Below are 21,285 nucleotides of genomic sequence, written 5' to 3'. Positions count from 1 at the left end.
TCAATCTTCTAGTTTATGGTTATTTCTTATGAAATTCAGCATTTCCAGTATCATTTTTCGGGTTTCCACGCCTCTTGGACATACCAGCATACACTTCCCGCACAGCATACATTTTTGCAGTTGCTCTTTGGCGTCTTTCGTTTCACCCCGTTTCATGAGCATCTGCACTTTACGGATGTTGAAGTTTGTGAGGTTCCCGGCGGTACAACCGGCAGTACATCCCCCGCAACCGATGCAGAGCTTGCTGCTCGGGACGGTCTTGGCAATGTATTCTGTCATCGCCTTGTCGTTTCTGTCGTAATTGATACTCCTCGTTTCCGATATGCTATATCCCCAGAAATTTATCATACCCTTTTAATTTTAGATTTTAAATTTTAGATTTAAGATTCCAACCGCACGGGCTGACGCTTTTTGCGTTTTTAATTCTAAATCATAAATTATTTAAGTATTGTGTTATTGAACTTGCGGCAGAGCGGGCATCTGCCAGCGTATCGGTCAAGTTCATCGGGGCACTTCCGCATCCTGCCACGAACACGCCTTCCATGTTGGTGAAGTTATTCCGGTAGTGCGGGTCTTGTGACTGGATAAATCCGTTTGGAGCTAGATTCAAACCTAATTTTTCTGCGGTCTGACGGGTGCCTTCCGAGGATTCCATGCCGACCAACAATATCATCATGTCCAACGCCATCCGTAACGGTTTCCCGACAAGTGTATCTTCGACCTTGATTTGCAGTTGTTTTTGCATATTCTCGGCGGCCTCGGACAATCGCCCGCGGATAAACTTGATGTCGTGTTTCTCTTGGGCATCGCGGTACATTTCCTCGTATCCCGGACCGAACATACGCATGTCCATGTAGAAACAGAGGATTTCTGCTTCAGGTAACAACTCCCGTATTTCGATAGCTTGTTTCACTCCCGTGATACAGCAGAGTTTGGAACAGTGGTAATTGCATACCTTTTCGTCACGGGAACCCACGCAATGGATGATTCCAACCCGTTTCGGGGTGTGTCCGTCAGCCATCGTGATGGCGTGATTGTAGAACATGTTTTCCAATTCCACGGAAGTGATGACGTTCTCGTATATCCCGTATCCATACTCTTCTTTCCGCCGGGCATCGAATATCTTGAATCCGGTAGCGACCAAAAGCGAGTCACCTTCCAAGAGGCTTCCGTCTGACAAGGGAACATTGAATTTCCCGTTTTTATCTTTCTCGATATTGGTCGGTTCTATCCCGAGATGAAGCCGGATATTCGGGTGTTCCAAGTGTCCTTTTAGTATCGTGTTTAAATCTTTAGCGTATTTGCGGTCAGGGAACAATTGATACCAATTATTCAAGTTGCCACCTGTTTCGTTGTTTTTCTCGACCAACTCTACTTCGACACCTTGATTTGCCAATTGGTGTGCTGCCTCGCAGCCTGCCGGACCTCCACCGATGATGATGACTTTTGCCATGTATTCAATTGAAAATTGAAAATTGAAAATTGAAAATGAATGACTTCATGGTTCTTTTTTCAATTTCGCGGTTTAACATTATAAATTTGCAACTCTCAAGTACGTGGGACATTTCGGGGTGCCTATGTTTTCACCTCGCACGTTTTTGTATTTCGCGTCCGGATCGTAAGGGATTCCCATCTTGTCTAACAAGGGTTCCACGGATACTTGGTGCATCTGCAAGCCGATTTCCCACGGATCGTAACCCAATACCAACGCGGCAAGTTCCTCGTAGGTCAGCACGGGAATGCCGTACCCGTCCTGCCCGTAGGTGGTTCCTTCCATTTCACTGATAGTGTATTGCCATTTATCCATAAACATGGCGCATCCCGGACAATTGTTCACGATAAAGTCGGGTTGATACGGTTGCATGGATTCGAATTTCTTTTTCGAGTTCGCCACCGAGTATCCCCGGTTTGCCATAACAAGGTATTGGCGGAAACCGAACCCGCAACAGTGTCTTCTTTCCGGGTAATCAATCACGTCGCCGCCCCACGCGTAGATTAACCCGGAAAGTACGGCGGGAAATTCAGCTCCCCCGATCCCTTTCGTGGGGAACATTTTGGAGTAGTGGCACCCGATGTGGTCGACTCCTCTTAGCGGTCTTCCCGTGTGGACGTCCACCAGTTTATATTTAGACTGTGCGGCAATTTCGTTTCTGAATTTGTAGACGATATCCGAGGTGTGTGCCAGATTTTTCGGTTTCTTGAATTCCCGTTTCGTGGCTTTCCACAAGTATTCGCGGATTTTTTCTTCAATTTCCGGATGGTGTTCCCACGTTTCCAGAATCTCTGTATATATCCCGAAAGAGGTAATGCACGAGGGGGTCATGTTCTCGTATCCCGCCTCTGTCATCAGCGCGAAGTGGCGTGCGACCACGGTCATGATCGTTTCCGCCGGAACAATATCGGAATGATACCCGATCCCGGTACATGTCGTGTGGCGCGGGTCATCAATGATATCTTTACCCAATCTGTTCTTCATGATGTCCAAATACGCCCATTCCGAACCCGGGAAGAACGTCTGCCGGATACAACTCCTTGCGTAGAAATAATGATCATCCGCGATCTCTTTCTGATAATCATTCCATATTTGTTGTTTTCCCTCTAAATTCATCTTCCAATTTTAGATTTTAAATTTTAAATCCTATTAATTTCTTGATTTATGATTTTAGATTAGATGATTCACTCTCGCTAACCAATGTTTCTATTAATCGTAAATCATAATTCATAAATCATAAATTAATTAGTTTTCAATTGCATTATTGATGTTCTCCCGTGTTCTCCATGTATGTTTTCAAGAAATAGGCTTCTTCCAAATCAACCTTTTCTTTGTTTGCCTCGCGTTGAGAACATTGGTCTATATTGTTCAGAAAGTCCGTACCGCCGGTAACGTCGAAAATCTTTCTTAACTCTTCCATGCTTTCATTATCTACTTCCCGAAGGGCGCCCGCTCCCGGTTTGCGATAATTCGAGTGCATGCGTTCGTACACGTCGTCCAGATGTTCGTAAATCCATTCCCACACCGGCCCCTGTTCCGGATGCATCTCCGGCTTCACGAGGTCGGGTGTCACGCAGTAGCCCCTAGCCAGAATGGATTCCCCGATCACGTGCTTTAAAGCGTATTGCTGGCGTCCTTTTTCAGAGTAAACGAAATAGCCCAGTTCCTGCGAAGCCTTACGCAACGCCATGATAATCAGTCCGGGAGTATTACAACGAGGACAACGTGTTTTGCATGACATACATTCCCCGCAATACCAGATAGTTTCTCCTTTCAGTAATTCCTCAATCTTTTCCTCGTTTCCTCTTTGTACGGTTTCCACGATCACCCGGGGATCGTAGTTATAGAATTCCGCGGCCGGACAAATGGCGGTGCATACCCCGCAATTCATACAGCTGTTCATCCCCTCGATGAAGTGAATATCTTCACGTAATTTGTTTAATATCTCAGACATATCTAATTGTTGTGTGAAAATTTATTCTCCATAAATTTCTATGGTTACAAAATTATATTTTAATGAACGAGAACTAAAGGATGAAAATGCGTAAATGTGAATGGTATTTATACCACCGGGAAATACCTTTCCGGTGATATGTTGCAAATTAGCGGGTTGCAGGTTATTTAGAAACAAACTATATTTGAACTTGCAACCTGTCAACCTGTAACTTGCAACTTTTTCTTTTCGTATAGAAAAGGAAAAAGCTATGGCAAAAAATGTTAAAGGTTCCATGACGGAAGCCAATTTATTGAAATCATTTGCCGGGGAGTCACAGGCAAAAAATCGTTACACGTTTTTCTCCGAAGTAGCCAAGAAAGAAGGTTACGAACAGATCGCCGGTATTTTCTACGAGACGGCATTGCAGGAAGAAACTCATGCTAAACGCTTCTTCAGTCGTTTGGAAGGTGGTATGTTAGAGATTACGGCGGCTTATCCCGCGGGTATTATTGCCGACACGGCTTCTAATTTGATTGAAGCTGCCGAGGGAGAATATGACGAATGGCATCACTTGTATCCCGAATTTGCCAAAGTCGCGGAAGAGGAAGGATTCAAGGATATCTCCGTGATGTACAGAATGATCATCGAAGCCGAAAAAAATCACGAGACAAGATACCGTAAATTGTTATCCAATCTGCAAGAAAATTTGGTATTCGAACGTCCGCAAACCGTGAGATGGTATTGTCGCAAATGCGGTTATATCCACGAGGGACCAACAGCCCCGAAAGTATGTCCCGCTTGTTTGCATCCGCAGGCATTCTTTGAATTATTCCAAGAATTATACTAGATTTCGATATCGTTAGAAAGGAGCAGTCCCAAAAGTAATCTTTGGGACTGCTCCTTTTTTATAGTTGAAATATATTTTAGAGCGATTCTATAAAAAGAAAAATAATTGCTCTTGAATTTGCGTAATCCGAAAATTTGGTATATTTGCAACGCATTAATCGGATAGTTTTTTCGGATTGATTGCAATTTTTGAAACAAATTGGCGTGTGTTCATTTGTGACAAATAATTGAAAGGATCGGTTTCCCCGAGAAAAGACAGTTCTCACAAGTTGTACCTGTTTAAGGATGATAAGTGGGGCATATGGTAAAAACGTAAATTCCTAATGTAAAAAGGTCAATGCACGAAGTGTGTCCGGACGTTTTTCCTATTTTCTTTTTGTAACCAATCACGAGAAATATTCGAAGACGATAAACTTTAAGCATGTCAAGTGTAGAAAGAAAGTTGTACTGGTTTGCGGCGTACACCAAAATCAACCAGGAGATGACAATCAAGAAACGATTAGACGGGATGGGAGTGGAGAACTATTTGGCCATGCGGGACGAAGTACGAGAAACTCCTTCTGGGAAAAAGCATGTGCGAGTGCTACTTATTCCTCATTTGATTTTTATCAAAACCGATAAAGTGACCGCTTATTCCTTAGTGAACGAGCAAGGTATAAATGTTGTATATTTAAAAGATTTGGCAACTCGTCATTTATTGGTTGTTCCCGATAAACAAATGCGGGATTTCATGTTTCTGCTCGATTTCTCGGATAGTACAGTTGAGGTAATCAATAAAGAATTGAAGCGTGGTGACCGAGTACGAGTAATCAAAGGCCCGTTGATCGGTCTTGAGGGCGAATTAATTCGGATTAAAGGACATAAACGAGTGATCGTGAAACTGGAAGGCGTGGTTTCTATTGCCACGTCATATATCCCCGGTTCTTTCTTAGAAAAAATTAAATAGCGATTGTGGCGATGAATCTTAATGATTTGTACAAAAAATTATCGGATATTCCAATCGAGGAATTCCCCTCGTCTGCATTGTCCGGTTTATTGCACGGGTATTTATCGGTTTATTCAATGGTAAGGGTAAATCCTTGGCTGGAAGAAGTGTATGGTAGTCAGTGGATGATTCACGAGCGAATACGGGAGATCGCGGGGGAATTGGCTGACTTGGTTAAAGATCCTTCCATTACATTGGAGGAACGAGTTGGGCATGTTGCGGATTTGATGGAAACATATTTGACGTATTCCGATATGGATTTTTTGGATATAGCCTTAGATGCGGCTTATGGGATACTATTTTCAGAAGGGAGTGATAAGATTATTTTAACTTGTCGGACGTCGGAGATGTGTCGGATGCTGTGTAGTTGTTATTATTTCATGGGAGAGGAGAGGTATGCGGAGGTAGCGAAAGAAATCGTAACGGAACAGGAGTATCATGTTGAAATAAATCTTGGTGATTTAGAAAAAGAGAATATATGGGGATGGTATCGGGCTGTTGAATTTTATGAGACTACAATTGGAGGTGAAGGGAAGAGCAATCGATTGAAAAATATAAATCTTCTAGAAGACAACCTTTTGGCGAGGTTAATAACAAAAGAGCAAAATATGAATGTCGTTTCCTTGTGTTTTGATCTATTAGCAACGAAAGAATATATTAATTTAAAATAATTTATGAAAGCTTGTTTTATGGGGTTAGGCTATATCGGTCTGCCCACGGCAATTATTGCCGCAAAACATGGTATAGAAGTTACTGGGGTTGATATAAATCCGGGTGTGGTGGAGTTGACAAACCGGGGTAAACTTCATATCCTGTAGTGCGGAAGATATGGTTAATCAGATTTGCAAAAGTCGTATGTATAACAGATCCATGGAAATTTTGTAAGTTCGATTACGAAAAAATACTTGCTCGACACGAATACCTGCATCTTTGTATTGCGTGGAAAATATCACGTAAATGGTAAGATAAATGCCGTTGGGTGGAATAATTGCTATATTTCTGAAATAACAATTGCAGAATAAAAATATGGAGCAGTGTTCAGCGATGATGTTGAAGGACACATGTCTCTCGTGATGAAATTTGCAGATGCAATGAAAGTTGTGAATCGTGTATCTTCTATTTTCTATGCAGTTAGAGAATTGGATTAATCGCTAATTCTATCTGAATTTTTTCTTGGAGTGTAATTATTACCTCCTTAGAAACTGATAAGTACTACGAATTGATGAGTAAAGCTATAAATCCTTATTGGGTTGGGAATGTTTGTACAAGTATCGTGAATACATTGAATAAATAAAGTTTATAATGAAGAATTTTGCATTGATTGGTGTGGCTGGTTACATTGCCCCTCGTCACTTACGTGCCATCAAAGACACGGGTAATCGTCTCGTCGCTGCTTATGACAAGTTTGATTGCGTAGGAATCATGGATAGTTTTTTCCCGGAAGCGTCGTTTTTCCCGGAAATGGAGTTATTCGATCGTTATTGTTCCCGGATAAAAGGAGACGATAACCGGGTGGATATGGTTTCCATCTGCACGCCTAACTACCTGCATGATGCTCATATCCGTTACGGGTTGCGCTTGGGTGCTGACGTGATCTGCGAGAAACCTCTGGTGTTGAACCCGTGGAACATTGATGCATTAGCCGAGGTGGAACGGGAAACCGGGCACAAAGTGAACAACATTCTTCAACTTCGTTTGCACAACTCGATCAAGGCCCTGAAAAAGCGGATTGACGAGGGACAGAGGGATAAAGTTTACGATGTGGATTTAACTTATATCACGTCCCGCGGGAATTGGTATTACACGAGCTGGAAGGGAGACGAGCGGAAGAGTGGTGGCGTGGCGACGAATATCGGGGTCCATTTTTATGACATGCTGACATGGGTTTTCGGTGGAGTGAAAGAGAACATCGTCCACGTGAAAAGCCATGACCGTGTTGCCGGGTACCTGGAGCTGGAACGTGCTCGGGTTCGTTATTTCTTGAGTATAAACGCCGATAATCTCCCGGGAAATGCTGTCGAGGGCGAGAAGCGGACGTACCGTTCCATCCGCATCGAAGGCGACGAATTCGAGTTCAGTAACGGCTTCACGGAGTTACATACGGAGAGTTACAAGCACGTACTTGCCGGGAAAGGCTTCGGGTTGGACGAGGTTCGTGATTGTATCAACATCGTTCATCATATCCGTAATGCCGAACCGATAGGCTTAAAGGGAGATTATCACCCGTTGGCTAAATTGTCATTGGTAAAACATCCTTTCGGTTGGAGTAGATAATAATGAATAACGAGTATGAGATTACAAATGGTGGACTTGCAAGGTCAATATCAAAAGATCAAAAATGAAATTGATACAAGTATAAAAAACGTATTAGAATCGGCCGCCTTCGTAAATGGAGCACCAGTGAAAGAATTTGCTTGTCACTTGGAAAAATTCATGGGAACGAAACATGTGATTCCCTGTGCTAATGGTACGGACGCATTACAGATAGCTTTAATGGCTTTAGGCCTTGAACCGGGAGATGAAGTTATAGTACCCGCTTTCACTTACGTGGCGAGTGCAGAAGTGATAGGGTTATTGGGTTTGATTCCCGTGATGGTCGACGTTGATACGAGAACTTTTAACGTGACTCTTGAAAATATCAAGCAGGCATTGACATCCAAAACAAAGGCGATTATACCTGTGCATTTGTTCGGGCAGAGTTGTGACATGGAGGCAATTTTGGATTTTGCCAAACGACATGGTCTGTTCGTCGTGGAAGACAACGCTCAAGCGATAGGTGCAATTTACACGTTCAGTAATGGAAAACGGTGTCAAACGGGAACAATGGGAGATTTCGGATGCACTTCGTTTTTCCCGTCTAAAAATTTAGGGTGTTACGGTGACGGAGGTGCGTTAATGACGAATGATGACGTTCTGGCAGACCGGGCTAGGATGATTGCTAATCATGGTCAGAAAGTGAAATATCATCACAAGGTGATAGGTTGTAATTCTCGTTTAGATACGATTCAAGCTGCGGTTTTAGATGTAAAACTGAAATACTTGAACGAGTATAATTTAGCTAGAAATGAGGCCGCTCGCTATTATACAAGCGGGTTGAAGAATGTTGAAGGTCTTGTTACTCCAGAAGAAAAAACATATAGTACTCATGTTTATCATCAATACACGTTGAAGATCGAGGGAGGGAAACGGGATGCTTTGAAAAAATTCTTGGAAGAGGAGGGAGTTCCCACGATGATCTATTATCCCTTGCCCCTACAAGAACAAGAGGCATTCCGGAAAATAGCTCGACCTACGGGTGATTTGTCCGTGTCTGGAGAACTGCCTTCTTCTGTACTTTCATTACCGATGCACACGGAATTGACAAGAGAACAACAAGATATTGTAATGGAGCGGATAAAGAAATTCGTTTTTTAATCATTCAATTCTCATAATAATGTATTTAAAATTATTAAATAAAGAAGCTAAGCTGGCCCTGATCGGTTTGGGATACGTAGGGCTACCCATAGCGTTAGAGTTTGCCAAAAAGATTTCTGTGATAGGTTTCGATATCAATGAGGAGCGTCTTGCCAAGATGCGACAGGGGATAGATCCGTGTAAGGAGTTGGAACATAAAGCCTTTGAAGGAGTGGATATAAAGTTCACTTCTTCCATTGACGAATTGCGGGAAGCCTCTTTCTTTATCGTTGCTGTTCCCACGCCGCTAGACGGGCATAATCAGCCGGATTTGGTCCCATTGTTGAGTGCCACTCGTTCGGTTGCCTATGCCTTGAAAAAAGGAGATTACGTAGTTTACGAGTCTACGGTTTATCCCGGTTGCACGGAGGAGGATTGTTTGCCGATTCTCGAGGAGATTTCGGGATTGAAAGCGGGGCTTGATTTCAAGATTGGCTATTCGCCGGAGAGAATTAATCCCGGGGAGAAGATACACACGTTACCCAACACGATCAAGATTGTTTCCGGTTGTGACGGGGAGGCCTTGGATATTATCGCTAAAGTTTACGAGTTAGTCGTGAAGCCGGGTGTTCACCGTGCTCCGAATATTAAAGTAGCCGAGGCAGCCAAGATTATCGAGAATACGCAACGGGATGTGAATATTGCCTTGATGAACGAGTTGTCGATTATCTTCAGTCGAGTCGGGATCAACACGTATGACGTGTTGGAAGCCGCCGGAACAAAGTGGAATTTCTTGAAGTTTTACCCGGGATTAGTTGGAGGACATTGCATAGGAGTTGATCCTTATTATTTGGTATACAAGGCTAGTGAGTTAAAATATCATACGCAGATTATCAGCGCGGGACGTTTTATCAATGACACTATGGGAGGTTACATCGCCAAGAAACTAGTGAAGAAGTTGATAAACATGGGCAAGGGAATTCTTGGGGCCCGTGTGCTCGTGATGGGGATGACCTTCAAGGAAAACGTGGCGGATATTCGTAACTCGAAAGTGGTTGATATAATTAACGAGTTAAAGGATTTTGGTGTCGACGTGGATGTTGTTGACGCTTATGCTGATTCTGAGGAAGTGAAACAGATGTACGGTTTCGGGTTGATTGAGAAACCGAGGAATAATTATGACGCCGTGATCGTGGCTGTTTCCCATGATGTTTACAAGGATTTGGACGAGAAGTATTTCAAGTCGTTGACTTATGATAATGCGGTGTTGGTGGATGTAAAGGGAATGTACAGAGAAAAAATAAATGAATTGAAGTATTGGAGTTTGTAAAATGTACCTAAAAAGAGACTTTTTTAAAAATGTTTTAAAAGTTGGTGGAGCTGCAATTTTAGCACAATTAGTGGGTATTTTAACAGCACCAATTTTTGCAAGATTATTTTCGCCTGAAGTAGTAGGACAATATACATTGTTTATTTCTTTGATAGGAATTTTTGGTGTTTTTGCTACTCTTAGATACGAAGCTGCACTAATGCTACCGAAAGAAAATGAAGTTGCCTTAAATATTTTAGTTGGATCCGGTTGTATAGCTTTGATATATTCATTGTTTTTATTCGTTTTAATATATACTATTGGTCCTTTCTTATATGAAATAGGAGATTATAGTTCTATAAAATCATATATTCTTTTAATTCCGATTTTTGTACTTGTTTCTAGTTGGATAAAATTGCTGCAATATTGGATTATAAGAAAAAAAACTTTTGATTTTAATGCAAAATTGACGGTATTTTATTCAGTAGGTGTAAAGGTTGGAAATGTTAGTTTGGGGTTTCTAGGCTTTGTATCAAATGGTGCGTTGATTTTAATATACATGTTTTTCCAATTGCTAGAATTAGTAATGAGGATTTTGAATATATTGAAAAGTGATATAAACCGTTTTTTTGCAACTGTTAATGTAAAACAAATATGGAGTATATTAGTCCGTTATAAAAGATTTCCTTTAATTGATGTATGGAATGGATTTTTAGACACGGGATCGCTTTTAATTGTTCCTATTTTGCTTTCTTTTTATTTCTCATCTTCTGATGTGGGACTTTATAGCCAATCGTTAAATTTAGTACAACTACCATTGACATTGATAGCCTATACGTTTGGACAAGTGATTTTTCAACGATTAAGTGAAGCTAAGCATACTGGCGAACTTGCTCCAGTTGTGGCAGAATCGTTTATATTTTTATTACTAATAAGTGTCCCTATTTTTACTGTTGTGTTTTTTTGGGGACGAGAGATCTTTTCTTTCTTTTTAGGTAGGACTTGGGCTATTTCAGGTGTATATGCTGAATTACTAGCACCTTGGTGTTGCTTGAAAATGGCATTTAGTCCGTTAAGTACAATTTTTGGGGTCACAGAACGTCAAGATTTATCTTTGATAATTACTATAACTACAATAATGACACGTGTGTTAGCTATTGTGATTGGAGGTATTTATAACAGCTGTTATTTAGCTATATTACTTTTTGGAATTTCAGGAGTAGTGGTTAATCTTATAGGTACAGCTTTATTATTTTATGTATCAAATATGAAATGGCAATATATGCAAAATGCTTTTACAAATAATGTATTTTTTGTTATACTTAGAAAGATTTAGTATGAATGTTGAGGTTAATTTGGATACAAAGTATCGGAAGTGGTATAAAAAAGAAAATATTTTTGTATTAGGTTATGCTTTTGATAGCGAACAATTCTTGAAAGAAGATCAATTGTGTTTATTTATTGAACATGCAATTAAGCGAAAAAGTTTGGTTGAGAGTATAAAAAAATTGAATGGTTTTTTTGCAGTTATTTATATTGATGTTGATATAATATATCTAATTGTAGATAAAATGCGTTCTTATCCATTATTATATACAAAAGTTGGTGATAAGTATTTACTTGCAGACACTGCTAATGGTTTCAAAGAGTGTATTCATCAAAAAGAGTTGGATGAATTAGCTATCGCAGAATTTTTAGCATTAGGATATTTGAGAAATACTCAAACGCTATTTAGAGATATTGCTAATGTAGCAGCAGGAAGTATTGTTCAAATGAAGAAAAATAAAATAGATGTTATCTCATATTTTGATTATGATATTGCTGTTAAAGAGTGGAATCCGAAAGAAATAATGAAAGGGGCATCAATAGCTTTGGAGAACGCTTTTAAAAGATTCCTGTTGACCGTAGGGGAGCGAAAGATTGTTATACCATTGAGCGGAGGGTACGATTCAAGACTAATAGCTTGTTTGTGTAAAAAATTTGGTGTAATGAATGTGTTATGCTTTACGTATGGTCGAAAGGATAGTTTTGAAGTTGTTCGTTCAAAGCAAGTTGCGATGGAATTAGGTTTTGAATGGCATTTTGTTGAATATACTTCAGATTTAATACGCAAATGGATAAATTCTTCTTTATTTCAAGAATATGTATCGTTTGCTGGGAATTACAATGTAAATCCTAGTGTACAAGGTCTATTTGCTATTTTAGAGTTAAAGGAAAAAGGTATAATAAATGCCTCAACTTCTGTTTTTGTACCAGGGCATTCTGGAGATGCTTTAGGTGGCAGTCATATGCCGACTCTAGATATAATGCAGAAAGAATTGTTATCTAAAATTTTGTATAATCAATATTATGTCCAGAATTCTTTAAAATCATTTTGGAAAAATAAAATTCAAAGTTTATTAAAAGAAGAGGTTGATAGAGTTTTTAATTCGCTACAAGAGAAATATAATTGTCATTATAATTGGAATGTAAAAACTCGTCAGGCACATTTTATTTTAAATTCTGGACGCACATTTGAATTTATTGGGGCTGAATGGCGTACTCCATTTTGGGATTCAGAGTATTCAGATTTTTGGAGTTCCGTTTCTTACGAGAAAAAGATGGGAAACATATATAACCAATTTATGTTTGAAGAATATTTTGAAAAGATGTCTGTTGATATGCTTAAAAATGAAGTTCCTCAATCATCTTTATTTAAAACAAAACTGAAAAAAGTTTTACCTTCTGTTCTATTTTCTTGTTTAAGAAATTCATATATAAGGTGTCGAAATATTTTTTCTCAAAAGATAGATAAGCCGAATTTTAATTCATTTGATCTTATGGTGGAGAATCTTAAATGTAGAGATTATCATGATTATTGTAAAAAAGTGAAATTAGATATAGATTCTACATTATCTCGATATTATTTAGATTTTGTGATGAAAAAAATTAATTTAAAAATGTGATACTGTGAAAAAAGTGAAATCAATTTTGAAAAAGATTGTATACAAAATTCCTATAATTAATGATTATTTTAGGATAAAGAAGTACGATCACGCTGGATTTAGTTTAGGTGGTTTCATAAAATTTAAATTTTTTACTCGTGATAAAACAATTTATTGGCCTATGTCAAAAAATTGTGTAGTTTCTGGAGCAAGAAATATTCAAGTTGGTAAGAATTGTAGTATTGGTAATAATGGATGTTATATACAAGGGGTGGGGAAGTTGATTTTTGGAGATTATGTAAGGGTGGCAATGAATGTTGGAATAATGAGTGGAAATCATGATACATTGGATCATTCTATCCATATTAAGAAAGTAACTTGTATTGGAGATTATTCGTGGATTGGAATGAATTCTATAATATTACCAGGTGTGACATTGGGACCAAGGACAGTTGTAGCTGCAGGTTCTGTTGTGACTAAAAGTTTCCCAAATGGATTTTGTGTTCTTGCAGGAAATCCGGCAAAACTAGTGAAAGAATTGGATAAATCTCAATTTATTCCTCCACATGATGAATATGATTATTATGGATATATTCCAGCAGCTAAATTTGAAAAATTTAAAAATAAATATTTGAAAAATAATAATAATGTAAATGCTGATCTGAAAGGGTATGAAACAAAATGAATATAAAATATGTAGTCGATGTGTAATGGATAATTCGTCTGACCCTTATATTGTATTTGATGAGAATGGTCATTGTAATTATTGTCAAACAGCATTATCATTGCTTCAATATGGTTATTTCCCTGATAAAGAAGGTGAAATGAAGTTGAAAAGCCTGATTCATAAATTGAAAAATGAAGGACAAGGCAAAAAATATGATTGTTTGATGGGAATTTCTGGAGGATTGGATTCTGCTTATTTGGCTTATATAGGAGCGGTAAAGTGGGGATTGAGAATTTGTGCAATTCATATAGATGATGGGTTTGATACAGATCTGGCAATTAATAATATTGTAAATCTTTGTAAATCTTGTAATATTGAATTAGTAAATATTCAACCAGATGCTCAACAATTTGCAGATTTGACAAAAGCTTTTATGAGAGCTGAAGTTCCTAATATCGCAATACCTCAAGATAATATTTTATTTGCAATTCTTTATAAATATGCTAGAGAGTTTCAAATAAAGTACTTTTTATCTGGAACAAATTTGGCTTTAGAATCAATTTTACAAAAAGGGAATACCTATGGTGCATATGATTTGTACCATATTAAGTGTTTGCATAAAAAATTTGGTCAAAATAAAATCAATAAACTGCCTTTAATTTCTCAGTATAGAAGGGAATATGATCGTTTGTTATTAGGTATAAAGACTGTTTGTCCCCTTGATTTTATTGAATATAATAAAGAACATGCGATAACTGAATTACGAAATTTTTGTGGATTCGAATATTATGAGGCTAAACATTTGGAGAATTCTTTAACAAAAGTTATTCAGTTAAAATGGTTTGCAGAGAAGTTTCATGTAGATAAAAGACGTTCACATTTGTCTAGTTTAATCGTGTCTAAACAGATGAGTCGTGAAGAAGCACTATTGGAGTTAGAAAAACCTCTCTGTGATAAAGACAAGATGGAGATAGATATCGCTAATGTTTTAAATAAATTGGGGATGTCTCGAGAGGAATTTAATTTACTTCTTGCTAAACCTGGTAAGCAGCATACAGATTATCCGGTAGATGGAATTTATCCTTACTTTTCTAAATTATTATATTATTCAACGTGGTTGATAAAGCGAGTTGTAAATAGAAAATGATTGTTGGATTTTATTAGCGAATATCTTTTTATATTGGATAAGGCGATTTTGTTATGTTTAAAATGATTTTAGTTCAATAATCTAAAATGTAGGTTGATGCTAAGTAAAAATAGAAGAGTATTAATTTTAGCAGATGCATTTCCTCCTGAATTTGCCCCCCGTGTTGGATATTTAGCTAAATATATGTTACAATTTGGTTGGGAGGGGGACGTTTTAACTGAATACAAAAAAGGGAAATATGATTTTGATCATTTAGTTGGGCATTTGCCTGTTCGTACGATACAATTGGATAGATTACGAGTTTCGACTCTAGAGAAAGGATTTCGATATTTTAAAAGGGTATTATTTGGATGGGATAAAAAAGATTTTTTATTACACAAAGAAGGTGAAAAAATGCTAAATAAACATAAATATGATGTGATTTTTTGTACAACTTCAACTTTATTCCCATTAATAACAGCATGTAAGTTGGCCCGAAAGTATGATTTGCCATTAATTGCTGATTTTAGGGATATATATGAGCAATATAAACAAGCTCATAAAAAATCAATTCATCATTTTGTAGAAAAAATAATAGAGGTAAATAGAAGAAATAGAATATTAAAGAAAATTGATGCTGTTATTTCTGTTTCTCCTTGGCATCAAGAATATCTAAAGAGATATAATAAAAATTCTTTTTTGATATATAATGGCTTTGATCCTGAAATATTTTATTATAGACCATTACAAGAAACAGGTATTTTTACTGTAACTTATACCGGAACAATATGTCATTTTGACTTTGTTGACGTGGAACCGTTAGGGATGTTATTCCAAGCAATAAGTAAGTTAGTTGTAAATAATGTAATTTATAAAGGCCAATTTAGAGTTCAGTTTTTTACAGATGATTTGAGTGCCAAGGCGATTATTGAGTTAGTAAATAGTTATAATATTGCTGATTTTATCGAAATTAATAGTTGGATTCGATCATCTCAAGTTCCAGAATATTTAGCTGCAAGTAATATTTTGTTAGTACTTCTTTTTACGAATAAAACGAAAGGAATACTAACAACAAAATTATTTGAATATTTAGCAATGGGACGTGATATTTTGTGTATTCCTTATAGTGAACCTGTCCGTAAAATATTGGACGAAATGCAAGTTGGCTTGTCGACTAATACCGTTGAAGATATTTATCATTTTTTATTTGATCGGTATGAAAAATGGAAGAATAATAAGGCTGTAGAACTCATTGTTAACTCGGATATGATAAATAAATATTCTAGAAAAGAACAAGCTAAGCAATTTGTGGAAATTTTCAATAATGTGTTAGAAAATAAGAAAGCAATTAAATAAATAATGACGATAATGAAAACAGTAATTTTGTGTGGGGGATATGGTACCCGAATTAGGGATGTTGCAGAAAATATTCCCAAACCAATGATTCCAATTGGAGGGAAGCCAATTCTTTGGCATATCATGAAATATTATTCTGCTTTTGATTTTAATGAGTTTATACTTTGTCTTGGGTATAAAAGTGAAGTAATAAAAGATTTTTTCTTGAATTATGATGTACGACGTTCTGATATAATATTGAATCTTGGTAATAGTGTTGATAAAAAAACATCATCTTCATTTAAAGATGATGTTAACTGGAATGTAGTTCTTGCGGAAACGGGACTTGATGCAATGACCGGGGCTAGGGTAAAGAAGATAAAAAAATATATTGGCACAGACTCTTGTTTTATGTTAACATATGGGGATGGAGTTGGGGATATTGATTTGGATAAGTTGCTTGCTTATCATAAATCACATGGGAAAATGGTTACAGTAACAGGGGTACACCCTCCTGGACGTTTTGGAGAATTGAATATAGCTGATGATGGAGAGTCTGTCATTGGGTTTAATGAAAAACCTCAAGCAAGTGGTGGGTACATTAATGGCGGTTTTTTCGTATTCAATAGTGATTTTTTAGATATCTTGAGTGATGAGGAAAACCTTGTTCTTGAACAGGCACCAATGAAAAAATTGGTAGAAATGGAAGAATTAAAAGTATTTAAACATGATGGTTTTTGGCAGCCAATGGATACATCAAGGGAATATTTATATTTAAATGAATTGTATAATCAACATAAAGCTCCATGGATGAAATGGTAAAATATCATTTATTTGATAATATTTATAAGGGGAAGAAAGTTCTTATAACTGGTAATACAGGGTTTAAAGGAGCGTGGTTGTCTTCTTGGCTTATTGCAATGGGAGCCGAAGTATATGGTATTTCAAAAGATGTCCCAAGTAAACCTTCGATGTTTGAGGTGCTGAAGTTAACGGAAAAAGTTACTCATTATACGGAAGATATTCGAAATTTAGAACAGATAAAAAAATTGTATACTGAAATAAAACCAAATTTTTTGTTTCATTTAGCAGCTCAACCGATTGTATCTTTTTCTTATAGTAATCCAGTAGAAACAATTTCCTCTAATGTTTTAGGAACAACTAATATTTTGGAAACATTACGTTGTAGTAAGCACCCATGTATAGCGGTAATAATTACAAGTGATAAATGTTATGATAATGTAGAATGGGTCTGGGGATATAAAGAAACAGATGCTTTAGGCGGGAAAGATATTTATAGTGGTAGTAAAGGTGCTGCTGAGTTAATTTGTAAATCTTATTATTACTCTTTTTTCAAGAAAAAAGAATCTTGTGTACGTATAGCAACTGCTCGTGCTGGTAATGTAATTGGGGGGGGAGACTGGGCTTTAGATCGAATAATTCCTGATAGCATCCGAGCATGGAGTCAAGGAAAATGTGTTGAGATTCGAAGTCCTCAAGCTACGAGACCTTGGCAACATGTACTTGAACCTTTAAGCGGTTACTTACAGTTAGGAGAACAATTGTATAAACGAGAAGAATTGAATGGTGAAAGTTTCAATTTTGGACCAGCTTCGGAGTATACCCATACTGTTCAAAATATCTTAGAATGTATGAGTAATCGGTGGCATTTTGAAAATGTGTCAGATGCCTATAAAATAACTGATAATATAAAATTTCATGAGGCTGGATTATTGAAATTGAATTGTGATAAAGCACTATTTTTTTTCAAATGGCGTCCTACACTTGATTATCAAACATTGTTGGAGTTTACTAGTGATTGGTATTATCAATATTATAGAGGAAATACTGATATGTATAGTTATACGATGGCGCAGATCAATGCTTATATTTCATTGGCACAGGAAAAAGAAATTTCATGGATAAAATAGGAAATATAGAAGGAGTTATTGTATCTCCATTAAAACAAATATATCATCCTAAGGGGGATGTGTTTCATGGAATGAAAAAAAGTGATGCAGGATTTTATGGTTTTGGTGAAGCGTATTTTTCAACAATTCATCATACTGATATTAAAATTTGGAAGAAACATTTGAGAATGACATTAAACTTTGTCGTTCCGATAGGGGCAATACGCTTCGTATTGTTTGATGATCGGGAGCAAAGTCCGACAAAAGGGAACTTTTTTGATATTACTCTTGATCATGACAATTATTGTCGATTGACTATTCCTGCTGGTATTTGGGTGGCATTTTCAGGAGTAGGTAAAGATATGAATTTGTTGTTGAATATTGCGAATTTGGAACATGATCCTTCAGAAGTAGAGCGGAAAGATAATTTGGACGAAATAGCATATGTATGGTGAGTAAAATTCTCGTGACAGGTGGGAATGGATATATAGGAGCCCGTCTTTGTTTGTATTTGGCACAGAAGGGATATGAGGTGACCCCTTTGTGTTATCCAAATATTCCTGATGATAAATTATGGAAAGATAAAATGCATGATATAGTGATTGGAGATATCCGTGATGATAAATTAATCCAAAAATTATCATGTGCTAGTTATGATGTTGTTATTCACCTTGTATCCTTGGATCACCATCAGTCAGAGGGGAATCCTTCATTTGTTAGTTCTGTGAATGTCATTCCAACATGGACCTTGCTTGATGTTTTTTCGAAAAAGGGATTGAAAAAATTTGTTTATTTTTCAACAATACAAGTGTATGGAAAACTCTCTAATGGTGTTGTTTGGGAAAATGAACAGCCATGTGTTTCTAATAATTATGCTTTGACTCATTTACTTGGAGAACAAATTTGTGAGTATTTTAATCGAATAACTTCTGTTCAATGTAAAATAGTACGATTGTCAAATAGTTATGGAGCTCCAATATTTATGGATAATAATTGTTGGTGGCTAGTTGTAAATGACTTATGTCGAATGGCTTTTCGGGACAAACAAATTGTATTGCAATCAGATGGAACTCCGTTACGGGATTTTATACATGGTTGGGATGTGTGTAATGCTATTGAAAAAATAATATCCGTTAATTCTTCAAATTTTATATTCCACGTTAGTTCCGGTGAAACGAAAACGATATTAGAAATTGCAGAAATTATTCAAAGAATTTATGCACAAAGATATGGTAAGAAAATTCCTATTTTATTGTCTAATCAAAGTAAAAAAATAGAATCAGCAAGATATGTGATAGATAACACTCAAATAAAGAAGATAGGTTATGAGTCTAATTGGAGTTTAGAAAAAGGGATTGTGGACTTGTTTGATTTCTTAGAACAAAATGATAATGGAGAATGAGAAACCGTTATTCTCGATAGTTATTCCTTCATATAATTATGCCCACTATATTGATCGTTGTATAGATAGTGTATTGGAACAGTGTTATAAGAATTGGGAAATTATTATTGTTGATAATTATTCTACGGATAATACCGAAGAAGTTGTGAAAAGGTATGCAGATAAACGTATCCATTTTATTAAAAATCATAATAATGGAATTATTGCAATATCTAGGAATAAGGGTATAGAGTTAGCAAAAGGGGAATGGATATGTTTTTTAGATGCTGATGATTGGTGGAAATCGGATAAATTAGAAACATGTTTGCCTTTTTTGGATGATTATGATTTTATATACCATAATGTAGAAGTAAAGAAGAAAGAAATAAATTGTGATGGATTACGTAGGTTCCCTTTTCGTAAAGTGAAAGGGGAAAATATTCTATCCGACTTATTGATAAAAGGTAATTGCATTTGTAATTCAACGGTTGTCGTAAGAAAAAAAATTGTAGATCAAGTTGGAAAGCTGTCAGAAGATAAGGATTTAATAGCAGTTGAAGATTTTGATTATTGGTTACGTGTAGCTTTGGTAACTACTCGTTTCAAATGTGTTGATAAGGTATTAGGATATTATTGGGTTCATGAAACTTTGTCTCATTCATTACGTCATGTAGAACGTGAAAGAAATCTTTATTGTAAATATAAAAATTATATAGATGATATAAATTATTCAAAGCTTATAAATAATTTGATTTTTAAAGAAGCTCGTTTTTTACATGTTGCTCGTCGGTATCGACAAGCAAGTAAAATGTATTTTACTTGCTTGTGTAAATCTCTTGGAATAAGGATAAAATTTAATGCTGTTTTGGGTATTATGTTATGTTGCTTGCATATAAAGCGATAATGCAATAAAGAATGTTGTTATATAGTAGTCTTGTCGTAATTCCATTATTTTTATCTTATTTCGTAAAACAAAATAAGATATTAATAGAGTATGTCTTTATCGGTTATTTTTTTGTTTTATTATTGATTGCGGGAATTCGAGATTTTAGTGTTGGGACAGATACCCTTACTTATTATAGAAATTTTTGTGACTCATCTTCTGTATTTGCAGTAGAAAATGAACGTGCTTTTAGTGGATTACAATTTGGATGGTTATGGATAAATAGATTTTTCGAATATTTTTTAGGGTATGATGCCTTTTTATTTGCATGTTACATATGTATTCTTTTACCTGTTTTTTATGTAATAAAGAAAAGTGCTAGTAATATAATGCTGTCGATAGTATTGTATATATTATTAGGGATGTACACCATTTCTTTTAATATAATGAGACAGATGATGGCTGTTTCATTGATGCTATATGCTTTTTATTGCTTGAAAAATAATGATATAAAGAAATATTGGATAGTATTGATAGTTGCTTCGATTATACATAGTTCAGCGATGATTTGTATCATTTTCTTTTTTTTGGACAAGATAAAAGTTTTCGAAAAAAAAATCTATTGGCTGATGTATCTGGCAGGTTCATTCATTTTTGGGATGTTCTTTATGTATAAAGTGAATGAGTATTTATCTCTTATTAATTTTGATGAATTGCATGCAGGATATGCTGTTTATGTTTCTTTGTTTGATGAAAGTGCAAGTCGTAGTTTGTTATCTAACCTATTGTTGAATATAATGGCTTTTTGTGCATTATATTTTAGTAAAGGTCGATTTTCGATGTTTATGAAAATGTATCTTTTTTCAATTCTATTCATGAATCTATTTGGAGGGATGGGAGGTGTAATCGTGCGAATGTCGTATTATTTTAATATCGCTCAAATAATAGTATTACCCAATGTCATGAATGATATACAAATGAAATTGTGGAAACAAATATATTTGATTATTGTATTACTCTATGCTTTAGGGTATTTTTTTTATTTCACATTGAATATCGGTGATATACGACCTTATTTATTAAGGGAATTCTGAATTT

Annotated in this window: 21 protein-coding genes and 1 pseudogene; 18 read left to right on the top strand and 4 right to left on the bottom strand. The window is 36.3% G+C overall.

Translation table 11 applies throughout. The features are described from left to right. The 4 genes from CS948_RS19110 to CS948_RS19095 form a co-directional block, all read right to left on the bottom strand. Positions 1 to 348, bottom strand: coding sequence for a 4Fe-4S dicluster domain-containing protein (locus CS948_RS19110; protein WP_099293732.1), 348 nt, complete (start codon positions 346 to 348; stop codon positions 1 to 3). Between the two features lie 82 nt (positions 349 to 430). Beyond that, positions 431 to 1,453: an FAD-dependent oxidoreductase gene (locus CS948_RS19105; protein ID WP_099293730.1), complete on the bottom strand. Its 1,023-nt coding sequence runs from the start codon at positions 1,451 to 1,453 to the stop codon at positions 431 to 433. A 78-nt stretch (positions 1,454 to 1,531) separates the two neighbouring features. Beyond that, entirely contained in the window at positions 1,532 to 2,608 is a 1,077-nt protein-coding gene (locus CS948_RS19100; protein WP_099293728.1) for a CoB--CoM heterodisulfide reductase iron-sulfur subunit B family protein, read from the bottom strand. A 145-nt stretch (positions 2,609 to 2,753) separates the two neighbouring features. Next, the gene (locus CS948_RS19095) at positions 2,754 to 3,446 is read right to left on the bottom strand and encodes a 4Fe-4S dicluster domain-containing protein (protein ID WP_099293726.1); all 693 of its coding nucleotides are present in this window, start codon (positions 3,444 to 3,446) and stop codon (positions 2,754 to 2,756) included. Between the two features lie 250 nt (positions 3,447 to 3,696). Here CS948_RS19095 and rbr point away from each other — a divergent pair, with 250 nt between their 5' ends. The 18 genes and pseudogenes from rbr to CS948_RS18995 all read left to right on the top strand — a co-directional run bounded on the left by rbr (position 3,697) and on the right by CS948_RS18995 (position 21,281). Further along, positions 3,697 to 4,275: a rubrerythrin gene (gene rbr, locus CS948_RS19090; RefSeq protein ID WP_099293724.1), complete on the top strand. Its 579-nt coding sequence runs from the start codon at positions 3,697 to 3,699 to the stop codon at positions 4,273 to 4,275. A gap of 420 nt (positions 4,276 to 4,695) precedes the next feature. Further along, positions 4,696 to 5,220: a UpxY family transcription antiterminator gene (locus tag CS948_RS19080; RefSeq protein ID WP_099293720.1), complete on the top strand. Its 525-nt coding sequence runs from the start codon at positions 4,696 to 4,698 to the stop codon at positions 5,218 to 5,220. A gap of 5 nt (positions 5,221 to 5,225) precedes the next feature. After that, positions 5,226 to 5,930 (top strand): hypothetical protein, encoded by a 705-nt coding sequence (locus tag CS948_RS19075; RefSeq protein ID WP_141560998.1) that lies wholly within the window; start codon positions 5,226 to 5,228, stop codon positions 5,928 to 5,930. 3 nt (positions 5,931 to 5,933) lie between these two features. Then, a pseudogene (locus tag CS948_RS19070) lies at positions 5,934 to 6,074 on the top strand (UDP-N-acetyl-D-mannosamine dehydrogenase); the annotation flags it as partial. A 487-nt stretch (positions 6,075 to 6,561) separates the two neighbouring features. Then, positions 6,562 to 7,533, top strand: a complete 972-nt coding sequence (locus CS948_RS19060; RefSeq protein ID WP_099293716.1) for a Gfo/Idh/MocA family protein — start codon at positions 6,562 to 6,564, stop codon at positions 7,531 to 7,533. Between the two features lie 15 nt (positions 7,534 to 7,548). Beyond that, the gene (locus CS948_RS19055) at positions 7,549 to 8,673 is read left to right on the top strand and encodes a DegT/DnrJ/EryC1/StrS aminotransferase family protein (RefSeq protein ID WP_176555134.1); all 1,125 of its coding nucleotides are present in this window, start codon (positions 7,549 to 7,551) and stop codon (positions 8,671 to 8,673) included. Positions 8,674 to 8,692: 19 nt separating this feature from the next. Then, a complete protein-coding gene (locus tag CS948_RS19050; protein ID WP_099293712.1) occupies positions 8,693 to 9,982 on the top strand; it encodes a nucleotide sugar dehydrogenase in 1,290 nt (429 codons plus the stop codon). A 1-nt stretch (position 9,983) separates the two neighbouring features. Continuing rightward, positions 9,984 to 11,297 (top strand): lipopolysaccharide biosynthesis protein, encoded by a 1,314-nt coding sequence (locus CS948_RS19045; RefSeq protein WP_099293710.1) that lies wholly within the window; start codon positions 9,984 to 9,986, stop codon positions 11,295 to 11,297. A gap of 1 nt (position 11,298) precedes the next feature. Beyond that, positions 11,299 to 12,906: an asparagine synthase C-terminal domain-containing protein gene (locus CS948_RS19040; RefSeq protein WP_176555133.1), complete on the top strand. Its 1,608-nt coding sequence runs from the start codon at positions 11,299 to 11,301 to the stop codon at positions 12,904 to 12,906. 4 nt (positions 12,907 to 12,910) lie between these two features. Then, positions 12,911 to 13,570: a DapH/DapD/GlmU-related protein gene (locus tag CS948_RS19035; protein WP_141560997.1), complete on the top strand. Its 660-nt coding sequence runs from the start codon at positions 12,911 to 12,913 to the stop codon at positions 13,568 to 13,570. Continuing rightward, positions 13,557 to 14,699, top strand: a complete 1,143-nt coding sequence (locus tag CS948_RS19030; protein ID WP_099293706.1) for an N-acetyl sugar amidotransferase — start codon at positions 13,557 to 13,559, stop codon at positions 14,697 to 14,699. The genes CS948_RS19035 and CS948_RS19030 overlap by 14 nt, the downstream gene beginning before the upstream one ends. A 96-nt stretch (positions 14,700 to 14,795) precedes the next feature. After that, positions 14,796 to 16,034, top strand: coding sequence for a glycosyltransferase (locus CS948_RS19025; protein WP_099293704.1), 1,239 nt, complete (start codon positions 14,796 to 14,798; stop codon positions 16,032 to 16,034). Positions 16,035 to 16,046: 12 nt separating this feature from the next. Further along, positions 16,047 to 16,835 (top strand): glucose-1-phosphate cytidylyltransferase, encoded by a 789-nt coding sequence (rfbF, locus tag CS948_RS19020; RefSeq protein WP_099293702.1) that lies wholly within the window; start codon positions 16,047 to 16,049, stop codon positions 16,833 to 16,835. Continuing rightward, on the top strand, positions 16,820 to 17,944 hold the full coding sequence (gene rfbG / locus CS948_RS19015) for a CDP-glucose 4,6-dehydratase (protein ID WP_255302079.1): 1,125 nt from the start codon (positions 16,820 to 16,822) through the stop codon (positions 17,942 to 17,944). Before rfbF ends, rfbG begins: the two co-directional genes overlap by 16 nt. After that, a complete protein-coding gene (locus CS948_RS19010; protein WP_099293700.1) occupies positions 17,932 to 18,378 on the top strand; it encodes a dTDP-4-dehydrorhamnose 3,5-epimerase family protein in 447 nt (148 codons plus the stop codon). Before rfbG ends, CS948_RS19010 begins: the two co-directional genes overlap by 13 nt. Then, complete coding sequence (locus CS948_RS19005; protein ID WP_099293699.1) at positions 18,372 to 19,325, top strand: NAD(P)-dependent oxidoreductase; 954 nt, start codon at positions 18,372 to 18,374, stop codon at positions 19,323 to 19,325. Before CS948_RS19010 ends, CS948_RS19005 begins: the two co-directional genes overlap by 7 nt. Beyond that, on the top strand, positions 19,315 to 20,208 hold the full coding sequence (locus CS948_RS19000) for a glycosyltransferase (protein WP_176555132.1): 894 nt from the start codon (positions 19,315 to 19,317) through the stop codon (positions 20,206 to 20,208). The genes CS948_RS19005 and CS948_RS19000 overlap by 11 nt, the downstream gene beginning before the upstream one ends. Before the next feature lie 11 nt (positions 20,209 to 20,219). Beyond that, entirely contained in the window at positions 20,220 to 21,281 is a 1,062-nt protein-coding gene (locus tag CS948_RS18995) for an EpsG family protein (protein ID WP_099293696.1), read from the top strand. Positions 21,282 to 21,285: the final 4 nt, after the last annotated feature.

Origin of the sequence: Butyricimonas sp. Marseille-P3923 (genome assembly GCF_900184685.1) — a bacterium.
Classification (GTDB): domain Bacteria; phylum Bacteroidota; class Bacteroidia; order Bacteroidales; family Marinifilaceae; genus Butyricimonas; species Butyricimonas muris.
The sequence above is the reverse complement of the archived record's forward strand: the minus strand, read 5'-3'. Positions and strand labels throughout refer to the sequence as shown.